Source organism: Glycomyces sp. NRRL B-16210, assembly GCF_000719515.1.
GTDB lineage: Bacteria > Actinomycetota > Actinomycetes > Mycobacteriales > Micromonosporaceae > Glycomyces.
The window spans coordinates 70,878-92,742 of record NZ_JOGR01000008.1 but is presented as its reverse complement, the minus strand read 5'-3'; the positions used below and the strand labels follow the sequence as shown (position 1 = coordinate 92,742).

At 71.9% G+C, this 21,865-nt stretch carries 16 protein-coding genes; 8 read left to right on the top strand and 8 right to left on the bottom strand.

The annotated features are described in order from the left end of the window. Window positions 1–792: 792 nt before the first annotated feature. The gene (locus IF12_RS23045) at window positions 793–3,231 is read right to left on the bottom strand and encodes a helix-turn-helix domain-containing protein (protein WP_051704337.1); all 2,439 of its coding nucleotides are present in this window, start codon (window positions 3,229–3,231) and stop codon (window positions 793–795) included. A gap of 78 nt (window positions 3,232–3,309) precedes the next feature. Beyond that, complete coding sequence (locus IF12_RS23040; RefSeq protein WP_133884172.1) at window positions 3,310–5,025, bottom strand: CBM35 domain-containing protein; 1,716 nt, start codon at window positions 5,023–5,025, stop codon at window positions 3,310–3,312. A gap of 228 nt (window positions 5,026–5,253) precedes the next feature. On the opposite strand from IF12_RS23040, the gene IF12_RS0112915 reads away from it, so the two are divergent. From IF12_RS0112915 to IF12_RS0112895, 5 genes are all read left to right on the top strand, one after another. Next, the gene (locus IF12_RS0112915; protein WP_030158777.1) at window positions 5,254–6,276 is read left to right on the top strand and encodes a LacI family DNA-binding transcriptional regulator; all 1,023 of its coding nucleotides are present in this window, start codon (window positions 5,254–5,256) and stop codon (window positions 6,274–6,276) included. A gap of 77 nt (window positions 6,277–6,353) precedes the next feature. Then, window positions 6,354–7,601 (top strand): extracellular solute-binding protein, encoded by a 1,248-nt coding sequence (locus IF12_RS0112910; RefSeq protein WP_030158775.1) that lies wholly within the window; start codon window positions 6,354–6,356, stop codon window positions 7,599–7,601. 17 nt (window positions 7,602–7,618) lie between these two features. Further along, window positions 7,619–8,590 (top strand): carbohydrate ABC transporter permease, encoded by a 972-nt coding sequence (locus IF12_RS0112905; protein WP_030158773.1) that lies wholly within the window; start codon window positions 7,619–7,621, stop codon window positions 8,588–8,590. Continuing rightward, on the top strand, window positions 8,587–9,414 hold the full coding sequence (locus IF12_RS0112900; RefSeq protein WP_030158771.1) for a carbohydrate ABC transporter permease: 828 nt from the start codon (window positions 8,587–8,589) through the stop codon (window positions 9,412–9,414). The genes IF12_RS0112905 and IF12_RS0112900 overlap by 4 nt, the downstream gene beginning before the upstream one ends. A gap of 3 nt (window positions 9,415–9,417) precedes the next feature. Beyond that, window positions 9,418–11,322, top strand: coding sequence for a glycoside hydrolase family 127 protein (locus IF12_RS0112895; protein WP_030158769.1), 1,905 nt, complete (start codon window positions 9,418–9,420; stop codon window positions 11,320–11,322). 2 nt (window positions 11,323–11,324) lie between these two features. Here IF12_RS0112895 and crcB (IF12_RS0112890) read toward each other — a convergent pair whose 3' ends face one another. The 3 genes from crcB (IF12_RS0112890) to IF12_RS0112880 form a co-directional block, all read right to left on the bottom strand. Next, on the bottom strand, window positions 11,325–11,699 hold the full coding sequence (gene crcB / locus IF12_RS0112890) for a fluoride efflux transporter CrcB (protein ID WP_030158767.1): 375 nt from the start codon (window positions 11,697–11,699) through the stop codon (window positions 11,325–11,327). Continuing rightward, window positions 11,696–12,172 carry a fluoride efflux transporter CrcB gene (crcB, locus tag IF12_RS0112885; RefSeq protein ID WP_030158765.1) on the bottom strand — a complete coding sequence of 159 codons (477 nt, stop codon included), beginning with the start codon at window positions 12,170–12,172 and terminating at the stop codon, window positions 11,696–11,698. The genes crcB (IF12_RS0112890) and crcB (IF12_RS0112885) overlap by 4 nt, the downstream gene beginning before the upstream one ends. Before the next feature lie 189 nt (window positions 12,173–12,361). Beyond that, a complete protein-coding gene (locus tag IF12_RS0112880; RefSeq protein WP_051704335.1) occupies window positions 12,362–14,173 on the bottom strand; it encodes a carbohydrate-binding module family 20 domain-containing protein in 1,812 nt (603 codons plus the stop codon). Window positions 14,174–14,453: 280 nt separating this feature from the next. Here IF12_RS0112880 and IF12_RS0112875 point away from each other — a divergent pair, with 280 nt between their 5' ends. From IF12_RS0112875 to IF12_RS0112865, 3 genes are all read left to right on the top strand, one after another. After that, entirely contained in the window at window positions 14,454–14,927 is a 474-nt protein-coding gene (locus IF12_RS0112875; RefSeq protein WP_030158761.1) for a GNAT family N-acetyltransferase, read from the top strand. Between the two features lie 24 nt (window positions 14,928–14,951). Continuing rightward, window positions 14,952–15,416: a PH domain-containing protein gene (locus IF12_RS0112870; RefSeq protein WP_030158759.1), complete on the top strand. Its 465-nt coding sequence runs from the start codon at window positions 14,952–14,954 to the stop codon at window positions 15,414–15,416. Window positions 15,417–15,538: 122 nt separating this feature from the next. Then, window positions 15,539–15,889 carry a hypothetical protein gene (locus IF12_RS0112865; RefSeq protein ID WP_133884171.1) on the top strand — a complete coding sequence of 117 codons (351 nt, stop codon included), beginning with the start codon at window positions 15,539–15,541 and terminating at the stop codon, window positions 15,887–15,889. Window position 15,890: 1 nt separating this feature from the next. On the opposite strand, the gene IF12_RS0112860 is transcribed toward IF12_RS0112865, so the two are convergent. The 3 genes from IF12_RS0112860 to IF12_RS0112850 all read right to left on the bottom strand — a co-directional run bounded on the left by IF12_RS0112860 (window position 15,891) and on the right by IF12_RS0112850 (window position 21,861). Further along, window positions 15,891–17,855: an AarF/ABC1/UbiB kinase family protein gene (locus tag IF12_RS0112860; RefSeq protein WP_030158755.1), complete on the bottom strand. Its 1,965-nt coding sequence runs from the start codon at window positions 17,853–17,855 to the stop codon at window positions 15,891–15,893. A gap of 112 nt (window positions 17,856–17,967) precedes the next feature. Beyond that, a complete protein-coding gene (locus tag IF12_RS24160) occupies window positions 17,968–20,874 on the bottom strand; it encodes an Hsp70 family protein (protein ID WP_051704333.1) in 2,907 nt (968 codons plus the stop codon). Between the two features lie 195 nt (window positions 20,875–21,069). Beyond that, on the bottom strand, window positions 21,070–21,861 hold the full coding sequence (locus IF12_RS0112850) for a hypothetical protein (RefSeq protein ID WP_030158751.1): 792 nt from the start codon (window positions 21,859–21,861) through the stop codon (window positions 21,070–21,072). Between the last annotated feature and the right edge of the window lie 4 nt (window positions 21,862–21,865).

The following is a 21,865-nucleotide window of genomic DNA, read 5'->3' as shown; positions in this document are numbered from 1 at the left end:
GCTCGTGCGGTCTCGGGGCGGCCAGTCCGTTCCCGGACGGTCCGCCCGAGCGGCTACTCACATGTCCAGGTGCCCGCGTTGTAGAGGAACCGGTCGTCGCCGCCGCGACTGCGGCGGTGCGCGCCCTCGGCGCGGGCGGTGCCTTCAGGTGCCGCCGCATTGGTCATTTTGCCCGTGATCGGCGTGGTGTTCGAGGCGCTGCACCGGCGGGAGGGCGGCAGCTCGCGACCGCGAGTGCGCCGTAGCGGCCTCGGTGTCCGCCTTGAAGGTCCGGCTTCGTTCACGACGCGCATCGGGCCGGGGGTCGGAGTTGAAGGCCCGGTCTCGTTCGCGGCACACATTGGGCCGGGGGTCGGAGTTGAAGGCCTGGCCTCGTTCACGACGCGCATCGCGCCGGGAGTCGGAGTAGAAAATCCGGCCTCGTTCGCGACGCGCATTATGCCAGGGGTCGAGGTTGAAGGCCCGGCCTCGATCGCGGCACGTATCGGGCCGGGATCGGGGTTGAAGGCCCGGTCTCGTTCGCGGCACGCATCACGCCGGGGAGCCCGGGTCGAAGGCCCAGTCTCGTTCGCGGCACGCATTGCGCCGGGAGTGGGGGTTGTGGGCCCGGCCTCGTTCGCGGCACGCATTGCGCCGGAAGCCCGGGTCGCGGACCGCCGGTGGGCGGTGTGCTTCCCTGCCACGCGTGTCGGCGTCGGCAGGTCCCGGGCGTCGGCCGGGAAGCGCCGCTTCAGCTTCTCGGGTCGGACACCGCATCCGCTTCCCAGGCGGGTGCTACCTCCGGTGCACCGGTCAGCGTCGGTCTAGCCGTTCGGCTATCTCGGCTGCCTCGGGGACCTCGCAGGACTCGTAGCCTTTTGCCGCGCAGAGCAAGTGGTGCTCCTCGGCGTCGGCGTCGCCGCGCCGGCGGTGGACTTCGGCGAGGCCGTGGTGCGCCCGCGCCAGCTCGTAGGCGTCCTCATGGGACTCGGACAGCCCCGCGGCCAGTTCGAGCTGGCCGATCGCCTCGTCGGTGGCGCCCGAGGCGGTGAGCGCCCGGCCGAGGCCGTTTCGGGCGGCGCGTTCGAGCGAGGGGTCCGCGAGCCGCACCGCGTACTCGACGGCCCGGTCCAGATGCGCGGCCGCCTCGGTGACGCGGTCGAGGCGCAGCAGGTCCTCGCCGAGGTCGATGAGCGTCGCGGCCACGTCGGCCGTGACGCCCTCATTCCGCAAGGCGCGCAGGCAGGCGGTGTGGATCGCCGCTGCCGCGGCCGGCTCGCCGCGCTCGCGGGCCAGGACCCCGCGGAAGCCCTCGATGCGGATGCGGTTGTGGTGGTCGCCGGCGTCCAGCTTCGCCTCGGCGGCGTCGAGGCGGCACTCGGTCTCGGCGAAGCGCCCGAGCCGCAGCAGCGGGACGACCATGTTCGTGCGGATGAGCGCCGCCGCCGAGGCGTCCGCGGCCGCTTCGGCCTGGGCCAGCGCGGCCTCGTGGACGTCGAGGGCCTCGGCGAAGCGCCCCGAGCGCCGGTACAGGATGCCGATGTTGGCGAGGGTCAGGGCCGCGTCGGCGAATTCGCCGAGGTCGCGTTTGAGCGCGACGGACTTCTTGAGCAGGTCGATCGCCTCGCGGTGCCTGCCGGCGGTGACGAGTTGGCGGCCCGCGTCGCCGAGGGTGAAGGCCTCTTTGCGGCCGTCGCCGGTGCGGCGGGCGATGCCGAGCGCGATCCGGTTGACCGCGGCGTGCGAGCCGGTGTCGTGGTCGTGCACGAAGAACGCGTTGAAGCCCGTGGCCAGGTGCCAGGCCTGTTCGAGGTTCCCGGCGTGCTCGGCGGCCGCGACGGCCGCTTCGAGGTTGCCGCGCTCGGCCTGGAACCAGGCGAGGGCGTCGGCCTGGCCGGTGAAGCCGGGGAGCCCGGTGTCGTGGGCGGTCGCGCCTTCGGTGAAGCGGCGCTTGTTCGGGTGGATGCGCGCGGCGGCCCGGTAGGTGAAGTGCAGGTAGGCGTCGATGAGGCGCCCGAAGGCCGCGTCGCGCTCCGCCGGGGTCTCTTCGAGGTCCATGAGGCGGGCGGCGAAGAGCCGCACCAGGTCGTGGAGCCGGTAGCGGCCCGGCGAGCGGGTCTCGGCGAGGTGCACGTCCACGAGGGATTCGAGCATGGAGGCGGTGCGGGCCTCTTCGGCGTCGCACAGCGCGGCGGCGGCGTGGACGTCCACGTCGTCGCCGGGGGCGAGGCCGAGGCGGCGCAGCAGGCGCCGGTGGGCGGGGTCGAGTTCGAGGTAGGAGGCACGGAGGGCGGCGGTGACGCCGTGGTGGCCCATGTCGAGTTCGTCGAGCAGGCGGTCCTCGTCGGCGAGGAGGTCGAGGAGGTCGGCGGCCCGCCACAGGGGGCGGCTGCGCAGGCGGGCGGCGGCGAGGCCCATCGCGAGCGGCAGTCGCCCGCAGCGTTCGGCGACGACGGCGGCCTCGTCGTCGCTGATGCGGCCTGCGACGGCGGCGCCGAGCATCGCCACGGCCTCACGCATCGGCGGGGGTTCGAGCGGTACCGAGTGCGCGCCGGTGAGCGAGGAGAGGTCGCGGCGGCTCGTGGCCAGGACGAGGCTGCCGGGGGCGCCCGGCAGCAGCGCTTCGACCTGGTCGGCGTCGGCGGCGTTGTCGAGCACGATGAGGAGGCGGCGGCCGGCGACGGCGCTGCGGTAGCGGGCGGTGCGCTCGTCGAGGTCGGCCGGGGGCGCGGGGTCGGTCGCGCCGAGGCCGCGCAGGAGGCGCGCGAGGACCGATTCGAGGCCGGGGCGGGGCCCGACCGAGTGGGTGAAGGCGTGGAGGTCGACGAACAGCTGCCCATCGGGGTAGCGGTCGGCGAGGGCGTGGGCGGCCCGCACGGCCAGGGAGGTCTTGCCGACGCCGGCCATGCCGTGCACGGCGACGACGGCCGCGCCCGCTTCGACCGCGGCGAGGAGCGCTTCGAGGTCGCGTTCGCGCCCGGCGAAGCCGGTGAGGGCCCGCGGCAGTTCGCGCGGGACGGTCGCGATCGGCCCCGAGGCGCCGGTGAGCAGGGCCCGGTCGGCCGGTTCGAGGCCGAGGGCTTCGACGAGGAGGCGCAGCGTCCTCGGTTGCGGCCGGACCCTTCCGGACTCGATGTCGCGGATGGTGCGGGTGCCGACCCCTGATCGGAGGGCGAGTTCTTCCTGCGTCATCATCGCCCGGACCCGCAGCGGCCGGAGGTTGACGCGGGCGTCGGACCCTCGATCAGGCATGCCGCCATGATAGGCCGCCCCGGCGAACGGGAGGCGAAGGCGAGGGGTTCGGGGGCCGGGCCCCCGAACCCCGGTCGCTCAGGTGAGGGTGATGCTGTCGAGCTCGGCGTAGCCGGTGCCGCCGTCGAAGAACGGGGAGCCCTTCGCCAGGCGGATCATGTTGTAGCCGGCGTTGAGGTTGACCGTGACGGTGGTCGTGGAGAACTGCCCCCAGCCGCTCGTCGGCGGGTAGGTGACCGTCGACCATGCGCTGCCGTTGTAGGCGAGGCCGTGCGTCGAGTTCGCTCCCGTGCCGTTGGCGTACCTGATCGTCATCGTGTAGCTGCGGGAGGTGGGCACGTTGACGGTGAAGTCGACGAACGAATCCGAGCGCATGTCGGCGTCGCCGTCGATGTTGCCGACGTAGTAGCCGTTCGAGGCCCCGCCCGCGGCATGGGTGACGGCGTTGACGACGGTGGCGTTCTCGGCCTCGTACACCTGCTGCCAGGAGGTGGTCGGGCCGCCCGCCGGGGTGACCAGGAGCTGGTAAGCGCCCTCGGCGTTCATGTCGGGAACCGGGACCGAGATGGAGCCGCCGCTGGTCTGCATCGTGGTGGTGCTCAACGTCGTCGGCGCGCTCACGGCGGTGTGCCTGCCCGAGCCGGGTGTGTAGCGCAGTTCCACGTTCACGCTGGTCCCGAGGTCGCCGAGGCCGTTGACGGTGACGGTGTTGTCGCCCCAGTCGCCGCCGAAGACGACGTTCACGATCTTGCGGGAGGAGTCGTAGGCGGCGACGCCGTCGAGCCAGCTGTCGGGGTTGGTCTGGACGATGTTGCCGGTCATGTCGCCGTACCAGCGGTAGAGCCAGTACGAGGCGGTCGGCTGGTTCTGGAGGGTGAACAGGCCGTCGAAGGTCCCGGCCTCGAACCAGTACGCGCGGTGGGCCTCGCGGGCGCCGTGGCGCTCGAACACGGCCATCCAGTGGAGGGCGACGCTGGGGATGTCCATCTGGTTGAAGCTGTTGTACTCGTTGATGGCGATCGGGCGCGGCGAGATGCCGAGCTGGTTCTCGATCGCGCGGTAGTCGGCCACGTGACCTGCGAAGGCGTCCCAGTTCATGTCGTCGAGCTCGTGCCAGACGATGACGTCGGGGAGCGTCCCGGTGTCGCGGGCGTGGGTCATGAACGACAGCATCCGGTTGTGGTTGTACTGCGCGTCGCTGGGGCCGACGATCGGGGTCACGGGGTCGAGGGACCGCACCAGGTCGTAGGTCCGCTCCCAGCCGGCGTTCCAGGAGCCGGCCTGCGCGGTGTTCCAGGTCCAGTCGGGCTCGTTCCACAGCTCCCAGCCGTGGATGTTGGTCAGGTCGGTGCGCGCGAGGCGGTCCTCGACCTGCTTCTCGACCTTCGCCTCCCAGTCGTCCCAGCCCTGCCAGACGTAGGGGAAGGACGGGTAGATGTCGGGCATCCGGATGAACTGCTGGGCGCCGGCGCGGACGAGGTTGGCGCCGACGTCGAGGGAGTCGCAGCACGGCTCGGTCGCGCCGTTGCCGAGGTGGGTGGTGCCGGGGGCGGGCTGGGTGAAGCTGGTCGGGTTGAGCGGCAGCAGCATCGCGGTGGTCGGCTGGGAGTCGGACCCGACGCCGTAGAGGCCGCCGGAGGCGACCTGCGTGGCCGGGCGCACGACCTGGTTCACGTTCACGGTCAGGTTGAGGCCGGCGGCGTTCGCGGGGACGGCCGCCCCCGCGACGGCGGCGCCGACCAAGAGGACGAGCGCGGCGACGCGCGCGACCGTCCGTTTCAGGGGATATCGCATGTTCTCTCCTAAGGTGAGGGCGCGAACCGGTTCGACGGATCGCTCACTCCGGAGGCTAGTTTCGAACTTCGTTCGATGCAAGTACTTCTATATATGCAGTTCCCGGGCGAATCGATCTTGGATGGGGCGGGTTTGCATTCGTGGGATCCGGTGGTTATGCTTCGAACCGGTTCGCATGATCGGCGACACAGCGCCGACGCGGTGCGGACGCAGCTTGAGGAGGACGCCGTGGTCAACATCGGAGACGTGGCCCGCGCCGCGGGCGTGGCGCGGTCGACCGCCTCGTACGCCTTGAGCGGCAAGCGGGCCGTGTCCGACGAGGTGCGCCTGCGCGTCCAGCGGGTCGCCCTCGAACTGGGCTACACCCCGAACGCGGGCGCCCGCGCCCTCGCCACCTCCCGCGCCATGGTCATCGGCCTGCTCGCCCAGTTCCTGCCCGACGAGTTCGCCCCCGCGATGCTCCAGTACATCCAGGGCGTCACGAACACCGCCCGCGACCTGGGCTACGACATCCTCCTCAGCTCCGACGCCGACGGCACCGCCGCGCTCAAGCGCCTCACCGACTCGCGCATGGTCGACGGCGTCGTGCTGCTCAACGTCGCCGAGCACGACGACCGCCTGCCGGTGCTGCGCGCCGCCGCCCAGCCCGGCGCGCTCGTCGGACTCCCCGGCGACTGCACCGGCGTCGACGTGTTCGACCTCGACTTCGAGGAGGCCGGCCGCGCCATGGCCGAGCACCTGACCGCGCTCGGCCACCGCGAACTGCTCCTGGTCTCCCAGCCCGAGCACGTGGTCGAACGCGGCGGCGCCTACGTGTGGCGGCTCCAGAACGCCGCGATGGAGACCGCCGCCGCGCGCGGCGCGCGCCTGCTGCCGGTCCACGCCCCGTCCTCGCAGCCCGAGATCGGGCGCGCCCTGCACGCCCTGCTCGACGCCCACCCCGAGGCCACCGGCCTGCTCGTCAACAACGAGGCCGCCGCCGCGGCCCTGCCCACGGTCCTGCACGAGCGGCGGCTGTCGGTGCCCGGCGACCTCTCGGTCGTCGGCCGCTACTCCGACGAGTTCGCCCGGACCTTCTCCCTGCCCTTCTCCTCCATCGAGTCCGCGCCCGACCGGCTCGGGCGCATGGCGGTGCGCCAGCTCGTGCGCCGCATCGAGAAGGAGATCGCCGACGACGCCCCCCACGTCGTCAGATTCGTCGCCCCCGAACTCGTCGACCGGGGCAGCACCGCCCCGCCGCCGAGCCGGTGACGGTGCCGCGCCACGGCACAGCCCCTCACCCCGGACGGCAAAGCCGCCGAACGGGTTCCGTTCTAGGAGGAACAACCATGAAGTACCGAAGCCCACGACCCCTCGCCCGGTCCGCCGCGGCGGGGGTGGCAGCGGTCTCGCTCGTCCTGGCGGGCGCCTGCTCGTCCGGCGATGACACCGACGCCGACACCTTCACCTGGTGGGACCCCTACCCGCAGCACGCCGCCGACTCCGCGTGGGCCGAGCGCGTGAACGCCTGCGGCGAGGCGGCCGGCGTGACCATCGATCGCACCGCCTCCGACACCACGGACCTGACCAACCGGGCCCTGCTCGCCGCCCAGGAGGGCACGAGCCCCGACGTCATCCTGCTCGACAACCCGGCGGTGTCCACACTGGCCGACACCGAGATGCTCACGACCATGGACGAACTCGGCCTCGACGTCTCCGGCGTCGACGAGAACCTCCTGGCCGCGGGCGTCGTGGACGACCAGGCCTACGGCATCCCCATCGGCGCCAACACGCTCGCGATCTACTACAACGCCGACGTGCTCGACGCCGCGGGAGTGGACCCGGCCTCCATCGTGGACTGGGACTCGCTGACCGCCGCGCTCGCGCAGGTCACCGCCAGCGGCGACAAGGGAATCACCTTCGCCGCCATCGGCACCGAAGAGGGCTCCTTCCAGTTCCTGCCCTGGTTCTGGGGCGCCGGAGCGGACCTGCGCGAGCTCGACTCGCCGCAGGCCCAGGCCGCGCTGGAGCTGTGGACCGGCTGGCTCGACGCCGGCTACGCCCCCAACTCGGTGCTCACCAACTCCCAGAACACCACCTGGGAGGAGTTCCTGACCGGCGAGTTCGCCTTCGCCGTCAACGGCACCTGGCAGGTCAACAGCGCCGCCGAGGCCGACTTCGCGACCGGGCTCGTCCAGATCCCCGGCCAGGACGGCGGCATCGCGCCCGCGCCCACCGGCGGCGAGTTCATCATCGCCCCGGCGCAGGCCGACACCGACCGCTACGACGTCACCCGCCAGATCGTGGAGTGCATGACCACGCCCGAGGGCTTCGTCGAGACCGCCACCACCTTCGCCTACTACGTCCCGCCGACCGCCGAGGGCCAGGACGCCCTCCTGGCGGCCGAGCCCGACCTCGAACCGTGGGTCGCGGCCGTGCGGGAAGCCAAGGGCCGCACCAGCGACAACCTCGGCACCGACTACCCGAAGATCTCCGAGGCGCTGTGGACGGCCGTCCAGAACGCCCTGTCGGGATCGGCCAGCCCGGCCGACGCCCTGGCACAGGCCCAGGCCGACGCCGAAGCCGCGCTCGGCTGACGAGGAGCATGCCGCCCATGACCACGACCTCGGTCACCCAGACCGGACGTGCGTCCGACGGTGCGGCGGGCCGCGTGCCCGCCGCACCGGCCCGCCGCCGCCCACCGGGCGCCGCGAGCACCTGGACCGCCGTCGGCTTCGCCGCACCGCTGCTCGCCTACCTCGCGGTGTTCTACGCCTATCCGCTGTGGCGCAACATCGACCTGAGCGTGCACGACTACACCGTGCGGGCCTTCGTCCTCGGCAACCCCGACTTCGTGGGCATCGAGAAGTACCTCGAGGTGTTCTCCTCGAACGCCTTCCCGACCGCGCTCGCCAACACCGCGCTGTTCACGATCGTCTCGATCGCGTTCCAGTACGCGATCGGCCTGGGCCTGGCCGTGTTCTTCCACGCGAACTTCCGGCTCTCGAACCTCCTGCGCGCCCTGTTCCTGGTGCCCTGGCTCCTGCCGCTCATCGTCTCGGCCTCCACCTGGGCGTGGATGCTCAACTCCGACCACGGGATCGTCAACTCGGTCGTCCAGGCCTTCGGCGGCGAGCAGATCAACTGGCTCACCTCCCCCGACACCGCCCTGACCTCGGTGATCATCGCGAACATCTGGCTGGGCATCCCGTTCAACCTGGTGATCCTCCACGCCGGACTCCAGCAGATCCCCGCCGAGGTCTACGAGGCGGCCTCCCTGGACGGCGCCTCCGCCTGGCAGCAGTTCTGGCGCATCACCTTCCCGCTGCTGCGCCCCGTCTCCGGCATCACGCTGCTGCTCGGGTTCATCTACACGCTCAAGGTCGTCGACGTCATCTGGATCATGACCACCGGCGGCCCCGGCAACGCCTCGCTGACGCTCGCCGTGTGGTCCTACCGGGAGGCCTTCGGCACCGGCCAGCCGGACTTCTCGCCGGCCGCCGCGATCGGCAACCTGCTCATCGTCATCGCGCTCGTCTTCGGATTCGTCCACGTGCGGATGCAGCGATCCTGGGAGAAGTCATGACCGCGCGCCCCTCCACCAGGCCGTGGTGGAAGACCGTCCTCGGCGTCGTGTTCACCGCGCTGATGCTCTTCCCGGTGTACTGGATGGTGAACGTCTCGCTCACCGACGCGAGCGACCTGCGCCGCAGCAGCCCCAACTGGTTCCCGACCAGCCCGACCTTCGACGGGTACGCCGCGGCGCTCTCGCAGCAGCTCCCCTCGCTGGGGACGAGCCTCGTCGTGGGCCTCGGGAGCGTGGTGCTGACGGTGGTCATCGCCGCGCCCGCCGGGTACGCGCTGGCGATCCTGAACCTGCGCGGCGGCCGGACGCTGAACTTCCTGCTCCTGGTCGCGCAGATGATCCCCGCGGTCGTGATGGCGATGGGCTTCTACGCGATCTACGTGCGCCTGGGCCTGCTGAACTCGGTGTGGGGCCTGATCGTGGCCGACTCCACGATCTCCGTCCCGTTCGGGGTGCTCCTGTACTCGACGTTCATGGCGGGCATCCCGCGCGAACTCGTGCACGCCGCGCGCATCGACGGCGCGGGCCCCTGGGGCACCTTCACCAAGGTGGTGCTCCCGGTGAGCCGCAACTCGACCCTGACGGTGGCGCTGTTCGCGTTCCTGTGGGCGTGGTCGGACTTCATCTTCGCGTCCACGCTGAGCCGCTCGGGCCAGTTCGTGCCGATCACCCTCGGCATCTACCAGTACATCGGCAACAACACCACCCAGTGGAACGCCATCATGGCGACCGCGGTGATCGCCTCGCTCCCCGCGGCGATCCTCCTGGTCGTCGCCCAACGCTATGTCGCCGCGGGCGTGACCGCCGGCGCCGTAAAGGACTGATCCTTGAAACGCACCTCCCGTCAGCGCGTGCCGGTCGAACCCCGCACCGGCGCGCGCCGTGGCCTCGGACTCGACGAGCTGGCCCTCACCGGCGGCTTCTGGCACGACCGGCAGCGGACGAACGCGGACGCCACCCTCGCCCACTGCCTGGAGTGGATGGAGCGCCTGGGCTGGGTCGCGAACTTCGACCGGGTGGCCGCCGGCGACACCGCCGGGCCCCGGCCGGGGTGGCAGTTCTCCGACTCGGAGGTCTACAAGCTCATCGAGGCCCTCGCGTGGGAGTCCGGACGCTCGGGCGACCCCCGAGCCAAGGAAGCTCTAGAGTCCCTTGTGGACCGCATCGGCGCGGCCCAGGACGACGACGGCTACCTCAACACCTGCTACGGCCACACCGGCCAGGCGGGCCGGTACACCGACCTGTCCTCGGGGCACGAGCTGTACTGCACCGGGCACCTGCTCCAGGCGGCGGTCGCGCGCGTGCGCACCGTCGGCGAGGACAAGCTGGTCGAGATCGCCCGCCGCGCGGCCGATCACGTCTGCCGCGAGTTCGGCCCCGGCGCGAGCGACGGCATCTGCGGGCACCCGGAGATCGAGGTGGGCCTGGCCGAACTCGGCCGCGCCCTCGGCGAGCCGCGCTACCTCGAACAGGCCCGGGTCTTCATCGAGCGCCGCGGCCGCGGCACCCTCGAACCCATCGCGCTGCTCGACGCCTCGTACTTCCAGGACGACGTGCCGGTGCGCGAGGCCGAGGTCTGGCGCGGCCACGCGGTGCGCGCGCTGTACCTGGCTGCGGGGGCGGCGGACGTCGCGGTGGACACCGGTGACGCGGGCCTGCTCGACGCCGTTGCGCGGCAGTGGGACCGGAGCGTGGAGCGCCGCACCTACCTGACCGGCGGCATGGGCTCACGCCATCAGGACGAGGGCTTCGGCGAGGACTGGGAGCTGCCGCCCGACCGGGCCTACTGCGAGACCTGCGCGGGGATCGCCTCGGTGATGGTCTCCTGGCGGCTGCACCTGGCCACCGGCGACGTGCGCTACGCCGACCTCATCGAGCGGACCTTCTACAACGTCATCGCCGCCTCTCCGGCCGAGGACGGGCGCTCCTTCTTCTACGCCAACCCGCTCCACCAGCGCAGCGCGGCGGCGGACGTGCGTCCGGGCGAGGTGAACCCGCGCGCCGAGGGCGGCGTGCGCGCCCCTTGGTTCGACGTGTCGTGCTGCCCGACGAACCTGGCGAGGACCCTGGCGAGCTGGCAGGCCTACGCCGCCACAGTGGACGGTGACACGCTCTCGCTCCTGCAATACGCCTCCGGCCGTTTGAAGGTGCACCTCGACGCGGGCGAACTGCACCTCGACGTCACCACGGCGTATCCGCACGAGGGCACGGTGCGCATCGCGGTGGTCGAGGCGCCGGAGGCACCAGTCGAGTTGCGGCTCAGGGTCCCGTCCTGGGCCGAGGGCGCTACCTTGAGCGACGGCGACGCGGCCCGGGAGGTCGCACCCGGTTGGGCCGCAACCGCAGTCCGAAAAGGCGATGAGTTGACGCTCGAACTGCCGGTGCGGCCCCGTCTGACCTGGCCCGACGAGCGCATCGACGCGGTCCGCGGCTGCGTGGCGGTCGAGAAGGGCCCGCTGGTGCTGTGCGCCGAATCGGTGGACCTGCCCTGGCCGATCGAGTCGGTCCGCATCGACGCGACCGAAGCGCCGCGGGCCGAAGGCGACGGCGCCGTGGTCCGAGTCTTCGAGCGGGCCGACCCGCTTCCGAGCCCGGGGGCCGTGCCGTACCGGTCGGTCGCGCCCGACGACGAGGGTCTTTCGGCCGCAAGCGAAGTCCGCCTGATCCCCTACCACCGGTGGGCGCAGCGCGGCAGCTCCACGATGCGGGTCTTCCTTCCCGTCGCCAGGTGAGGTCAGGCCCAGACGGCCTCGGCGGCCGTCAGGCCGAGCATCAGCGCGCCGAGTCCCGCGGTGACCGAGACGATCACGTTGGCGCAGGCGAAGAACCGCGCGCCGGTCTCGGCCAGTCTGAGGGTCTCGTAACCGAAGGTCGAGTAGGTCGTCAGCGCGCCGCACAGGCCGACGCCGACCAGGAGGCGGACCGGCTCCGGGGCCGCGCCGGCGGCGGTGGCCCCGGCGAGGAACCCGAGGACGAGGCACCCGATGAGGTTGGCGCCGAACGTGCCCCAGGGGAAGTCGGTGCCGTGCCGGGCCTGGACGGCGCGGTCGGTCAGGTACCGCAGGACCGCCCCGGCCATGCCGCCGAGGAACACGAGGATCCAGGTCATCGCCGCCTCCAGGCGATCAGGCGGCGGGTCGCCCCGGCCGCGGCCCACACCGCGGCCAATGCCGCGGCGAGGGTGACGAGCAGGTAGACCAAGGCGGCGCGGGCCTGGCCGTGCTCGACCAGGGTCTGGAGTTCGAGCGCCCAGGTGGAGAAGGTGGTGAAGCCGCCCAGGACGCCGGTGCCGAGGAACGGGCGGGCGAGCCGGTGGGCGCTGCGGGCCTCGGCGAGCACCGCCATGAGCACGCCGATCAGGGCGCAGCCGAGGACGTTGACCAGCAGCGTCGTGAACGGGAAGCCGTCGGGCGCGGTGGGCCAGGCGACCGAGGCGCCGTACCGGGCCGTCGCGCCGATGCCGCCGCCGAGGGCGACGGCCGCGAGGACGGCGAGGTGCGGGCGTTCGGCCTCGCGGCGCCGGGCGGGGACGGCGAGGTCCGGGTCGATCGGTTCGCGGCGCCGGTAGCGCGGGTTGAACACGGGGCCTCCTACTCGTGCGGCGCCCAGCATACGGGCGCGACCGTTCACGAGCGAGGACCGTCGGCGGCCGAGCCGCGATTCGAGGGCGGTGAGGCCCGCCACCGACCGCCGAGAGGTCGCCACGGGACCGGTGGGCCGTGCCCTCAAATGCGCGGTCGGTCGGCCCGAGGGCCGACCGACCGCGTACTCCTAGCCTCGCCAGATGTCGTCGAGAGCGGCGCAGCCTTGGCCGCCGGACGCCGGGGCGGTGAAGGTGCGGTTGCCTCCGGACTCCCATTCGAGTGCGCCGTCCGGGGCGACCTTCACGTACTTGTACTCGAACGCGGTCCCGGCGGGCAGTTCGACCGTGCCGCGCCAGACCGGGTAGTCGTCCGCGCTGAGCTTCGGCGCGTTCGCGGCGTTCCAGGAGCCGAGTTCGCCGATCGAACCGATGAGGTGCACCTCCTGGCCCAGCCAGGTGGTGGCGTTGACGCTCACCTCCACGCAGGCCTCGCCGCCGGGCTGCGACGGGCCGCCGGTGCCCTCGCAGTCGCCGCCCGCGGGCGCTCCGATGTGGATCGCCAGCGCCCGCTTCGCGCCGACGGTGGCGGTGAAGGCGCCGCCGGAGTCGACGGTCACGGCGCCGCCGCCGATGACGTCGCAGTACTCGCCGGCGGGCAGCGAGGTGGTGAAGGTGTCGCTGACCGAAGAGTTCTCGGCGTTGATGACGATGTATCCGGCGCTGCCGCGCCCGAAGCCGAAGGCGTTCTCGTCGTTGTGCCACGGGTTGTTCACGGCGGTGCCGGCGACGGCTGCGCGGAAGCCGGCCATGCCCGCGAAGTAGGGACCGCGGTGCTGGCAGGCCCAGCGGCCGGTGATCGCGTCGCAGTCGACGTCGGCCACATTGGAGTTCGCGTCGCCGACGAGGTTCGGCCCCTGGTCCTTGTTACCGTACGAGTAGTCCGACATCTGGGCGGGGACGCCGTAGTCGTGGGCCATCATGTAGGCGTTGGCGAGCAGGTAGTCGTCGCCGCCGGTGAAGTAGTCGAGGTACTGGTTCGCGTCGCCGCCGCGCGGGGTGTCGTGGTTCTGCACGAAGACCTGGGCGAGCTCGTCCGGGGACAGGCCCCAGCTCTCGCCGAGGTCGAGCAGGTAGGAGGCCTTGGAGTCGCCGGCGAAGTGGTTGCGCATCCAGCGCGAGTAGTCGAACTGCTGGACCGTTCCCGAGCCGTAGTACTCGCTGGGGAGGATCGGTTCGTTGGAACCTTGGATGTAGATGACCTCGTGGGTCACATAGGGGTTGCCGTCGACGCGGCTGAAGATGTTCTCCAGGTCGGCGGCGGGCATGTGCTTGGAGGCGTCGACGCGGAAGCCGACCACGCCGATGTCGACGAGGTCCTGGAGGTAGGCGGCGATGGTGGCGCGCACGTGGTCCTGCTCGGTCGCGAGGTCGTTGAGCCCCACGAGGTGGCAGTTCTGGACCTGCCAGCGGTCGGAGTAGTCCGCGATCTCGCAGTAGGAGGAGCCGGTGTTGTGGAAGTTGGAGGCGTCGTATCCGGCCGCGGGGTAGTCGAACTGGCGGTACTCGCTGCCGGCCTGGCCGTAGCGGGTGGCGGTGGAGCCGGCGGCCATGTGGTTGATGACGACGTCGGCGACGATCCCGACGCCCTGGGCCGCGCAGGTGTCGACCATGTTGGTGAATTCGGCGCGGGTGCCGAGGCGGGAGTCGAGCTTGTAGCTCACCGGCTGGTACTGGATCCACCAGTTGTCGGGCGTGTCGGTGTCGGTGGCGAGGATGTGCTCTTGGGGCGGGGAGATCTTGATGTGGGTGTAGCCGGAGGCGCCGAGGAAGTCGTCGCACTCCTCGGCGATCGAGTTCCAGTTCCATTCGAACAGTTCGATGATCGACGAGTCGTCGTCGACGGCCGGGGCCGCGGCGGCCTCGGCGTCCTGGGCGGTCGCGATGGCGGTGGAGGCCACGAGCGCGCCTGCGGTCACGGCGAGCGTTCCGATCAGCGCCACAGCGCGCCGTCCTCTGCTCATTGACATGAGGGTTCTCCGTTCAGTCCGTTCCGCAAGTTCTTGCAGACAATTGTCGTTGATCAAGCATCTACATATCGAAACTTGCGGATGGAGCTGAGGATAACCACGGCCCGATCGGCATGTCAAGGATCGCAACGGCAGTTGACGGGCCCGTTCGCCTTCGACATGCGCCTGCGCGGTTGAGAAAGTTCTTGCAGCCGTTGCCCTGGCGTAGGCTTGCGTTCGTCCCGTCAGTCCGATTCGCGCCCGGAGTCAGCCCATGGACGTAGCGATCCGCCCCGCCCGATCCGAGGAGTTCGAGGCCGTCGCCGGCTTGCGGTGGCGGTGGGAGGTGGAGGAGGGCGAGCCGCCCCAGGTCGACGAGGAGCGGTTCACGGCCCACTTCGCCGACTGGGCGCGGCGGCACGCCGATTCGCACCGCTGCACGGTCGCGGTCCGCGGCGACGATGCCGCCGGGAAGAAGGTGATCGGCATGGCCTGGATGGCGGTCCTGCCGCGGGTGCCCACGCCGCTGTCGCTGGACCGCTTCGGCGGCGACTTGCAGTCGGTCTATTTGGTGCCCGAGGAGCGCGCGGGCGGGATCGGCGGCCGGATGGTCGCGGCCGCGCTCGCGGACGCGCGGGAGCTGGGCCTGTCGAAGGTGACCGTCCAGGCCGGAACCAGGTCGATACCCTTTTACGCGCGCAACGGGTTCGCGGCCTCGCCGAAGCTGCTCGAAGTGGAGCTCGGGTAGCGCACGGTCCTTACTCTCGTCCCCATGCGGACTCCGACCACGTTGCGTTGCAGGGCCGCCGTCGCGCGGCGGGTCGTGGCCGTGGTGCTCCTCGGGTACATGTCAGCGGCCGTGCCGGTCTATCTGGTGGTCGAAGGCGGGGCCGGAGCGGTCGAGCTCCTGTTCGGCGGCTGCCTCTACCTGCTCATCGTCGCCGCGGCGATCGCGCACGCGTTCGGCCTGCGGTGCCGGATGATCCTGGACGAGGAGGGCGTCACCTTCGTGGAGCCGCTCTCGGAGGTCCGGTTCCGGTGGGACGAGATCACCGCGATCGCGATCGGCGGCGACTCGCACACCTGGGAGGTCGAGGTGCGCACGCTGACCGGCGGACACCGTCCGGGATCGCTGAAGTGCCTCAAGTGGTTCGGTCGGCCCAGGTCACTGCGGCGCACGGTCGAGACCCTTGAGCGGTACCGGGCGAGGGCCGGAGCGGCGGCCGCGGATTCCTAGCGGCGCACGCGTGGTCCGCGAACCGGGGACGCCCGGCGCACCGGGCCGATAGGCTGGCGGACAACGGGCCTCAGCCCTTCCGGCGGACTGCGGCCCTCCGGCGACGAAAGGGTGTGCCGACCATGCGGATCAATCTGGACCGTTCGAGTACCGCGGGGGCCGACGACCTCCGGTCCCATGCCGAGACGATCGACCTGTCCGAGGGCACGAGCCTCGGCGAGGTCGTCGCGTTCCTGCGCCAGCGCGGCTACCTTCCGAAAGTCGACGGCGGCAAGGCGACATGGGTCCTCGAAGCCGGCGACGAGGCCGTCGCGGTCATCGCGCAGCAGTGGCCCGAACCGAAGTTCGTGGTGAACCAGAAGAAGAAGATCGGCTCCTACGGCGAGGGCGTCTCGCTCGAGTTCAAGTACCGGGCCCAGATCGATCCCGACGACCTCTTCGACACCCTCGTCGAGGGCCGCAAGCGCTCCTAGGTCAGTCTTCCCGCCCGCGTCTGGTGAAGATGTCGGCGAGGACCCGCAGCGCCATCACCGAGGCGATGAGCAGCAGCGCGAGCCCGAAGAACTGGTAGAGCGCCAGGTCCTCGGTCAGCGCCGGGCCGCTCTCGTTGCCCAGCAGCATGACCGCCATGAGGCCGGCCGCTGCCGCGAGCACCGTCAGCAGGATCTGGTGGAGCCAGGCGGTGACCACGCGGCGGTCGTCGGCCCGGGCGAGCAGGCGCACGTTCGCGGTCAGCTGCCCCGACTCGGCCGCGGCGACGAGCCGGTCGAAGCGGCGGGGCAGCTTGCGCAGCACCGGCATCAGGTCCGCGACCTCCTCCATCACCATGTCCTGCACGGCGGCCGGGCGCATCCGCCGCTCGGCGTAGCGCTGCCCGATGTCGCGGGCGACCCCGATGAGGTCGAAGCCCGGGTCGATCGCGGTCAGGCAGCCTTCAAGGGTCGCAAGGGATCGGAAGACCGCCGCGAGTTCGGGCGGGATGACGATGCGGTATTTCGCGATGATGCGGAACAGCTCGGTGAACATCCGGATGCCCGGGGCCGCGCCGGGGACCAGGTGGCGGGCGAGGAACGAGCCGAGCGCCCGTTCGAGCCCGACCTGGTCGAGTTCCTCGGGGCGCGTCGAGACGCCCACGAGGGCGTCGGCCAGCGCTGGCCCGTCCTGGCGGTCGACGGCCTGGAGGATCGCCTCGAAGGAGACGCGCAGTTCGCGGTCGAGGCGGCCGACCGAGCCGTAGTCGATGAGGCCGATGCGCCCGTCGTCGAGGAGCATCAGGTTGCCCGGGTGGGGGTCGGCGTGGAAGATGCCGTCAACCATGATCTCGTCGAACATCTCGCGCAGGAGCGCGGTGGCGACCTCGCGGCCGTCGAGGCCCCGTTCGCCGAGTCCGGCGGTGGCGAGGGGGACGCCGGGGAGGCGTTCCATGACGAGGACGCGCTCGTCGGAGAGGTCGGTGTGGGGCCGGGGCACGCGCACTTCGGCGCTGCGGCGCTCGTGGGCGGCGGCGACCTGCGCGAGGTTGCGGGCCTCGACGGTGAAGTCGACCTCCTCGCGGAGGGCTTCGGCGAAGCCGTCGGCGAGTCCGCGCACGTCCATGGTGCGGCCCCAGGTGGTGAGGCGGTCGAGGGTGCGGGCGAGGCGGCGGATGATGTCGAGGTCGCGTTCGACGGTCGCGGCGGCGCCGGGGCGGCGGACTTTGACGACGACGGCCTCGCCGCTGTGGAGGACGGCGGTGTGGACCTGCGCGATGGAGGCGGCGGCGACCGGTTCGGGGTCGAAGCGCGCGAAGACCTCGTCGATGGGGGCGCCGATGGCGGTCTCGACCTGGCGCGCGGCGTCGTGGCCGTCGACCGGGGCGGCCTGGTCCTGGAGCCCGGCGAGTTCGGCGATGTAGACGGCCGGGAGCAGGTCCCTTCTGGTGGAGAGGATCTGGCCGAGTTTGACGAAGGTGACGCCGGCGTCGTCGAGGGCGCGGCGCAGGGACCGGGCGAGTTCGGCGTCCTGCGCGGCCTGGCGGCGTCCTCTGAGGAGGCCGATGAGGCCGTGGCGGCCGGCGATGGCGAGGATCTGGAGGTAGCGGCGGGTGCGGCGCGCTCGGGTGCGCAGGCCTTTGAACCAGGTGCGGGCCGGGGGCACGGCGCCGGTGGGGATGACCGCCTCCCAGATCACGAGGAGGACCATGGCGATCACGGGCGCGCAGACGAGGATGAGGCCCCAGAGGGCGAGGATCGCGGGGATCTCGTCGGGGCCCGGTTCCCTGTCGCGGAACGGTTCGAGGAGGCTCGGGAGGAGCCCGTACTGGATGGACGCGTAGCCGCAGACGCTGACGACGATGAGACGCCATGCGGTGTACCGGATGTCGAGCAGCCGGGTGGCGACGTAGGCGACGGCCGCGGTGTTCACGGCGATGCCGAACGCCGAGAGGAGCAACTCGGTCATGGGGCCGGCCTTTCAGCGCGCGGGGACGGTCGACTGCACAGGCTACGCGGGGCGGTCCACGGGTCGCGGCGCCGCGCCGTCCCCGGGCGCGGCGGGGTCGGCGCGGCGCGGGTCAGCTCAGGTCGGGGACGGCGTAGACGCGGGCCTGGCCGATCTCGGTCACGTACACCATGAGTTCGGCGGTGACGACCGCGTACTCGATCCTGGATTCGACTTCCAGGAGCGCGGTGCCGGCGCCGGTCGCCACGCTCACGACGGTGAGTCCGCTGTCGGTGCCGAAGCTCTCGGTGACGACGAGGTCGTCTTGGACGGCGATCACGTTCGTGCCCAGGCGGGAGCCGGAGCGGGACTCGCCGTCGAAGTCGAGGAGGGCGGCCTCGGAGACGTCGTCGAAGACCTGCTCGCCGAAGACCATGCCGCTGGGCGTGGAGTACCAGTTCTCGTCGAAGGCCCAGTCGGTGCCGATCTGCCAGACGATCTGGCCGGTCTCGATGTCGACGGTGATGCTCTTGTACTGGTCGTTCGCGTTCTGGTGGTTCAACGCCGCGCACACCAGGCCCGGTCCGCAGGCCTTGACGTTCTGGATGCTGAACCCGGCCTCGAATTCGAGGGTCCACTCCTTGGCGAAGCCGTCGATGCCGTACGCGGCGAGCACCGCGCGCCCCGGGGACTCGTCGTCGGAGAGCTCGCCGATCGCGAGGCCCTCGAACACCGTCCACATCGATGAGTCGAAGGGCAGCTTGCCGCTGCCGCTTGAGGAGCCGTTCCCGGACTTGCGGAGCACGGCGGTGCCCGCGTCGGGGTCGAGGTCCACGAACCGCTCGGTGACGGCGAGGTTGTCGAAGAGGGTGTAGGAGTTCGGCGGGAGCGTCCCGGCCGCGCCTTCGCCCACGTCCCAGACGGTCTCGGCCTTGATGCGGTAGTCGTCGATGATGAACAGGTCGTCAGGACCGGACTCGGCCCAGACCTCGTCGCCGGTGGTCAGGTCGATGCGGATCGCGGCGTTGTCATAGATGCCGTCGCGCTGCTCGATGAGCACGTCGGTGCCGTAGAAGGCGACGTCGTTGCGGTCGTGGAAGTCCCAGGCCCGCTTCCACAGCAGTGCGCCGTCGGCGGTGTCGATCGCGGCGCGCATGTCCTCGCCCGCGTCGGTGGCCGAGGCGCTGGCGTCGACGATGAGCAGGTCTTCGACGACCAGGAGCCCCAGGCCGGTCGGTTCGAGGTCGTAGGAGGCGGTCCACAGCTCGGCGCCGTCGGCGTCGACGGCGAAGACGGTGGTCTCGCCTCCGGCGACGTGCGCGAGGTAGGCGACGCCGCCGGCGGTGGTCACGGCGGTCGCGCCGCTGGGGCTCAGCTCGCGCTCGGCGACGAGTTCGAGCGCGGCGACGCTCGCGCCGCCTTCGGTGCCATCAAGGCCTTCGAGGCCGCCCCCGCCGTCGCCGGTCGCGCCGGTGAGGCCGCCTTCGACGCCGTCGTTCAGGCCGTTGAACAGCTTGTCCCAGTCGGTCTGGGAGAGTGCGACGACGAGCGCGATGACGATGACCAGGACGATCGAGGAGAACACCGAGACGGCGGCCCAGCTGCGCGGCGGCGGTCCGCCCACCGGCAAAGGTCCTGTATGGACGTTCGGCGGGAACTGCGAGGGCGGCGAAGTCGGCGGGAGGGGATTCCCGGCGGGCGGGGTGAACGGCGGCGGAGAGGGCGCGGCGGCCGGGGACGGCTGCGCCGGCGACGGCGCCGACTGCGACACCGGCGACGGCTCGGGGTCGGGGCCGGGCGTCGCGGCCGGGCTCGCGGCGGCAGGCGACATCGGCGCGGGCGGAATCTGGACCGGCGCGGCGGCCCGCAGGTCCGGAACCGGGAAGGGCGCGTAGGACACCGGGCCCGCCGAAGCGGGCGGCGTCACCGGCGGCGAAGAGCCGGCCGGGACCTCGGGCTCGGCGACGGCGTGCTGGAACGCGCCGAACGCGACCGGCAGCTCCGGCTGCTCGGGCACCGAGGGCGCGACGCCGAGCCGCGCGTGCAGCCGCGTGGCCACCAGCGGCATCCGGCTGGAGCCGCCGACGAGCAGCAGCGCCGCGAGCGAGGAGGGGGCGACCCCGGCGCGCTCGATGGTCCGGCGGGTCTCGTCCACGGCCCGGGCGACCAGCGGGTCGGCCAGGCTCGTCAGCTCGTCCCGCGTGAGGTGCAGGCCCATCGGGTTGTGGCCGGGCAGGGCCACCGGCGCGGTCGAGGTGCGCGAGAGCATCTCCTTGGCCGCGCGCACCTCGCCCCAGAACGCGAGGCGGTCGCGCAGGTCGGCGGTGGTCTCGGGGTTGCTGATCCGCTCCCACAGCTCGGCGTCGCGTTCGGCGACGATGCGGCCCAGGTGCGCGGCCAGCGCCATGTCCACGTCGAGGCCGCCGAGGTCGTCGAGCCCGCCGAACGCGAGGGTCCGCAGGCGGCCCTGCTCGTCGTCCTCGCGGCGCACCACGGCGACGTCGAAGGTCCCGCCGCCGAAGTCGAAGATGGCGACGGTGCCCCCGCGCGGGATCTCCTGGCCGAGGACGCTCGCGCAGTAGGTGGCGGCGGCGATCGGCTCGGGCACGAGGCGCAGGTTGTCGATCCCGGCGAGGGCGGCGGCCCGCTCCAGGGTGGCGCGGCGCACCGGGCCCCAGTCGGCGGGGTGGGTGAGCACGACTTCAGTGGCGCGCTGGCCGGTCGCGGCGGCCTCTTCGGTGACGCGTCGCAGTCCGGTGGCGAGCAGTTCCTCGACGGGGACCTCGCGCTCGCCCAGGAGCACGGTGCCTTCGCCGATGCGCCGCTTGGGGTGCGGCTCGAACCGCTCGGGTTCGGAGGCGGCCAGGCGCTGGGCGTCGCGGCCGGTGTGGAGGGTGCCGTCGTTGTCGAGGAACACCCCGGAGGCGAGCAGGGGCGATCCGTCGAAGAGCAGCGTCCGGGGGTCTTGGCCGTCGCGGCCGACGACGGCGACGGTGTGGGTGGTGCCGAGGTCGACGGCAAGTCGAACGGGGGTCTGCACGGTGTCCTACTCACTCGATGCTGCTGCGGGCCTAGGCAGGTCCGGGCAGTGGACGGGCTCGGGCGGGGCTCGGGCGCGCCGCTTCGGGTCGCGGCGCGGGTCGGCCTGTCGCGAGGATACAGCGCCGGGCCCCCGGCGCCGATCCTGCGCGGCGGCCCGGCCGGTCGCCGAGCCGCCGGGCCGGCGGCGGTGCGTTCAGGGGTTGAGGGCGGTGAGGACGACGATCTCGGACTCGTCGTGCGGGAGGTATCGGACGCGGACGACCATGCCGGGCTGGATCTGGGCGACGGCGCTGGCGTCGACGGGCTTCTGCTGGTCGAGGTCGAAGGTCGTCTGGTCGGGCCGGGTGACGCGGAAGGTGAGGTTCATGACGGCGCGGTCGCCGCGGATCTCGCCGGTGGGGCTCATGGCGAGGACCACGGCCTTGGCCTCGGTGCCCTGCTCGGCGATCTGGAGCTGGCGGGGCGTCACGAGGCCCTTGGCGACGCGGACGCGGTCGAGGGCGGCCTGCATCTCGGCCTGCGGGGCGTCGGCGGCGATGACGACCTGGCCGTCGGTGCTGCCGGGGCGGTAGCGGACGGGCAGGATCGCGCCGGGGACGACGGCGGCGAGTTCGGTGAGGTCGATGATGCTGCGGGCGACGCCGCGGAAGGACTGGCCGTCCTGGGTGTCGACGTCGAAGAGGATTTCGAGCTGGGGCTGGTCGTTGATGCTCAGGCCGGTGCGGGAGGCGGAGACGACGGTGCCCATGGCGATGGGGGCGCCTTCGAAGCCCTTGGCGCCGAGGCCGCGCATCTCGCGCAGGGGGCCGTCGGCGAGGCGGCCGATGGAGGCGGTGGTGGGGAGGACGAAGAGCAGGAGGATCGGGCCGACCATCCAGCCGTTGGCCCAGGCGAAGGCGTCGTCGCCGCCGAGGCCGGTGAGGACGAACATGACGGTGCAGACGGCGCCGGCGACGAAGATGAGCCAGCTGATTGCCTTGAACATGAGG

Excerpts from the sequence above, each read along its gene's own strand:
- IF12_RS23045 (WP_051704337.1), bottom strand. The coding sequence starts at position 3,231 with ATGCCTGATCGAGGGTCCGACGCCCGCGTCAACCTCCGGCCGCTGCGG.
- IF12_RS23040 (WP_133884172.1), bottom strand. The coding sequence starts at position 5,025 with ATGCGATATCCCCTGAAACGGACGGTCGCGCGCGTCGCCGCGCTCGTC.
- IF12_RS0112910 (WP_030158775.1), top strand. The coding sequence starts at position 6,354 with ATGAAGTACCGAAGCCCACGACCCCTCGCCCGGTCCGCCGCGGCGGGG.
- IF12_RS0112905 (WP_030158773.1), top strand. The coding sequence starts at position 7,619 with ATGACCACGACCTCGGTCACCCAGACCGGACGTGCGTCCGACGGTGCG.
- IF12_RS0112900 (WP_030158771.1), top strand. The coding sequence starts at position 8,587 with ATGACCGCGCGCCCCTCCACCAGGCCGTGGTGGAAGACCGTCCTCGGC.
- crcB (WP_030158767.1), bottom strand. The coding sequence starts at position 11,699 with ATGACCTGGATCCTCGTGTTCCTCGGCGGCATGGCCGGGGCGGTCCTG.
- IF12_RS0112875 (WP_030158761.1), top strand. The coding sequence starts at position 14,454 with ATGGACGTAGCGATCCGCCCCGCCCGATCCGAGGAGTTCGAGGCCGTC.
- IF12_RS0112870 (WP_030158759.1), top strand. The coding sequence starts at position 14,952 with ATGCGGACTCCGACCACGTTGCGTTGCAGGGCCGCCGTCGCGCGGCGG.
- IF12_RS0112865 (WP_133884171.1), top strand. The coding sequence starts at position 15,539 with ATGCGGATCAATCTGGACCGTTCGAGTACCGCGGGGGCCGACGACCTC.
- IF12_RS0112860 (WP_030158755.1), bottom strand. The coding sequence starts at position 17,855 with ATGACCGAGTTGCTCCTCTCGGCGTTCGGCATCGCCGTGAACACCGCG.
- IF12_RS0112850 (WP_030158751.1), bottom strand. The coding sequence starts at position 21,861 with ATGTTCAAGGCAATCAGCTGGCTCATCTTCGTCGCCGGCGCCGTCTGC.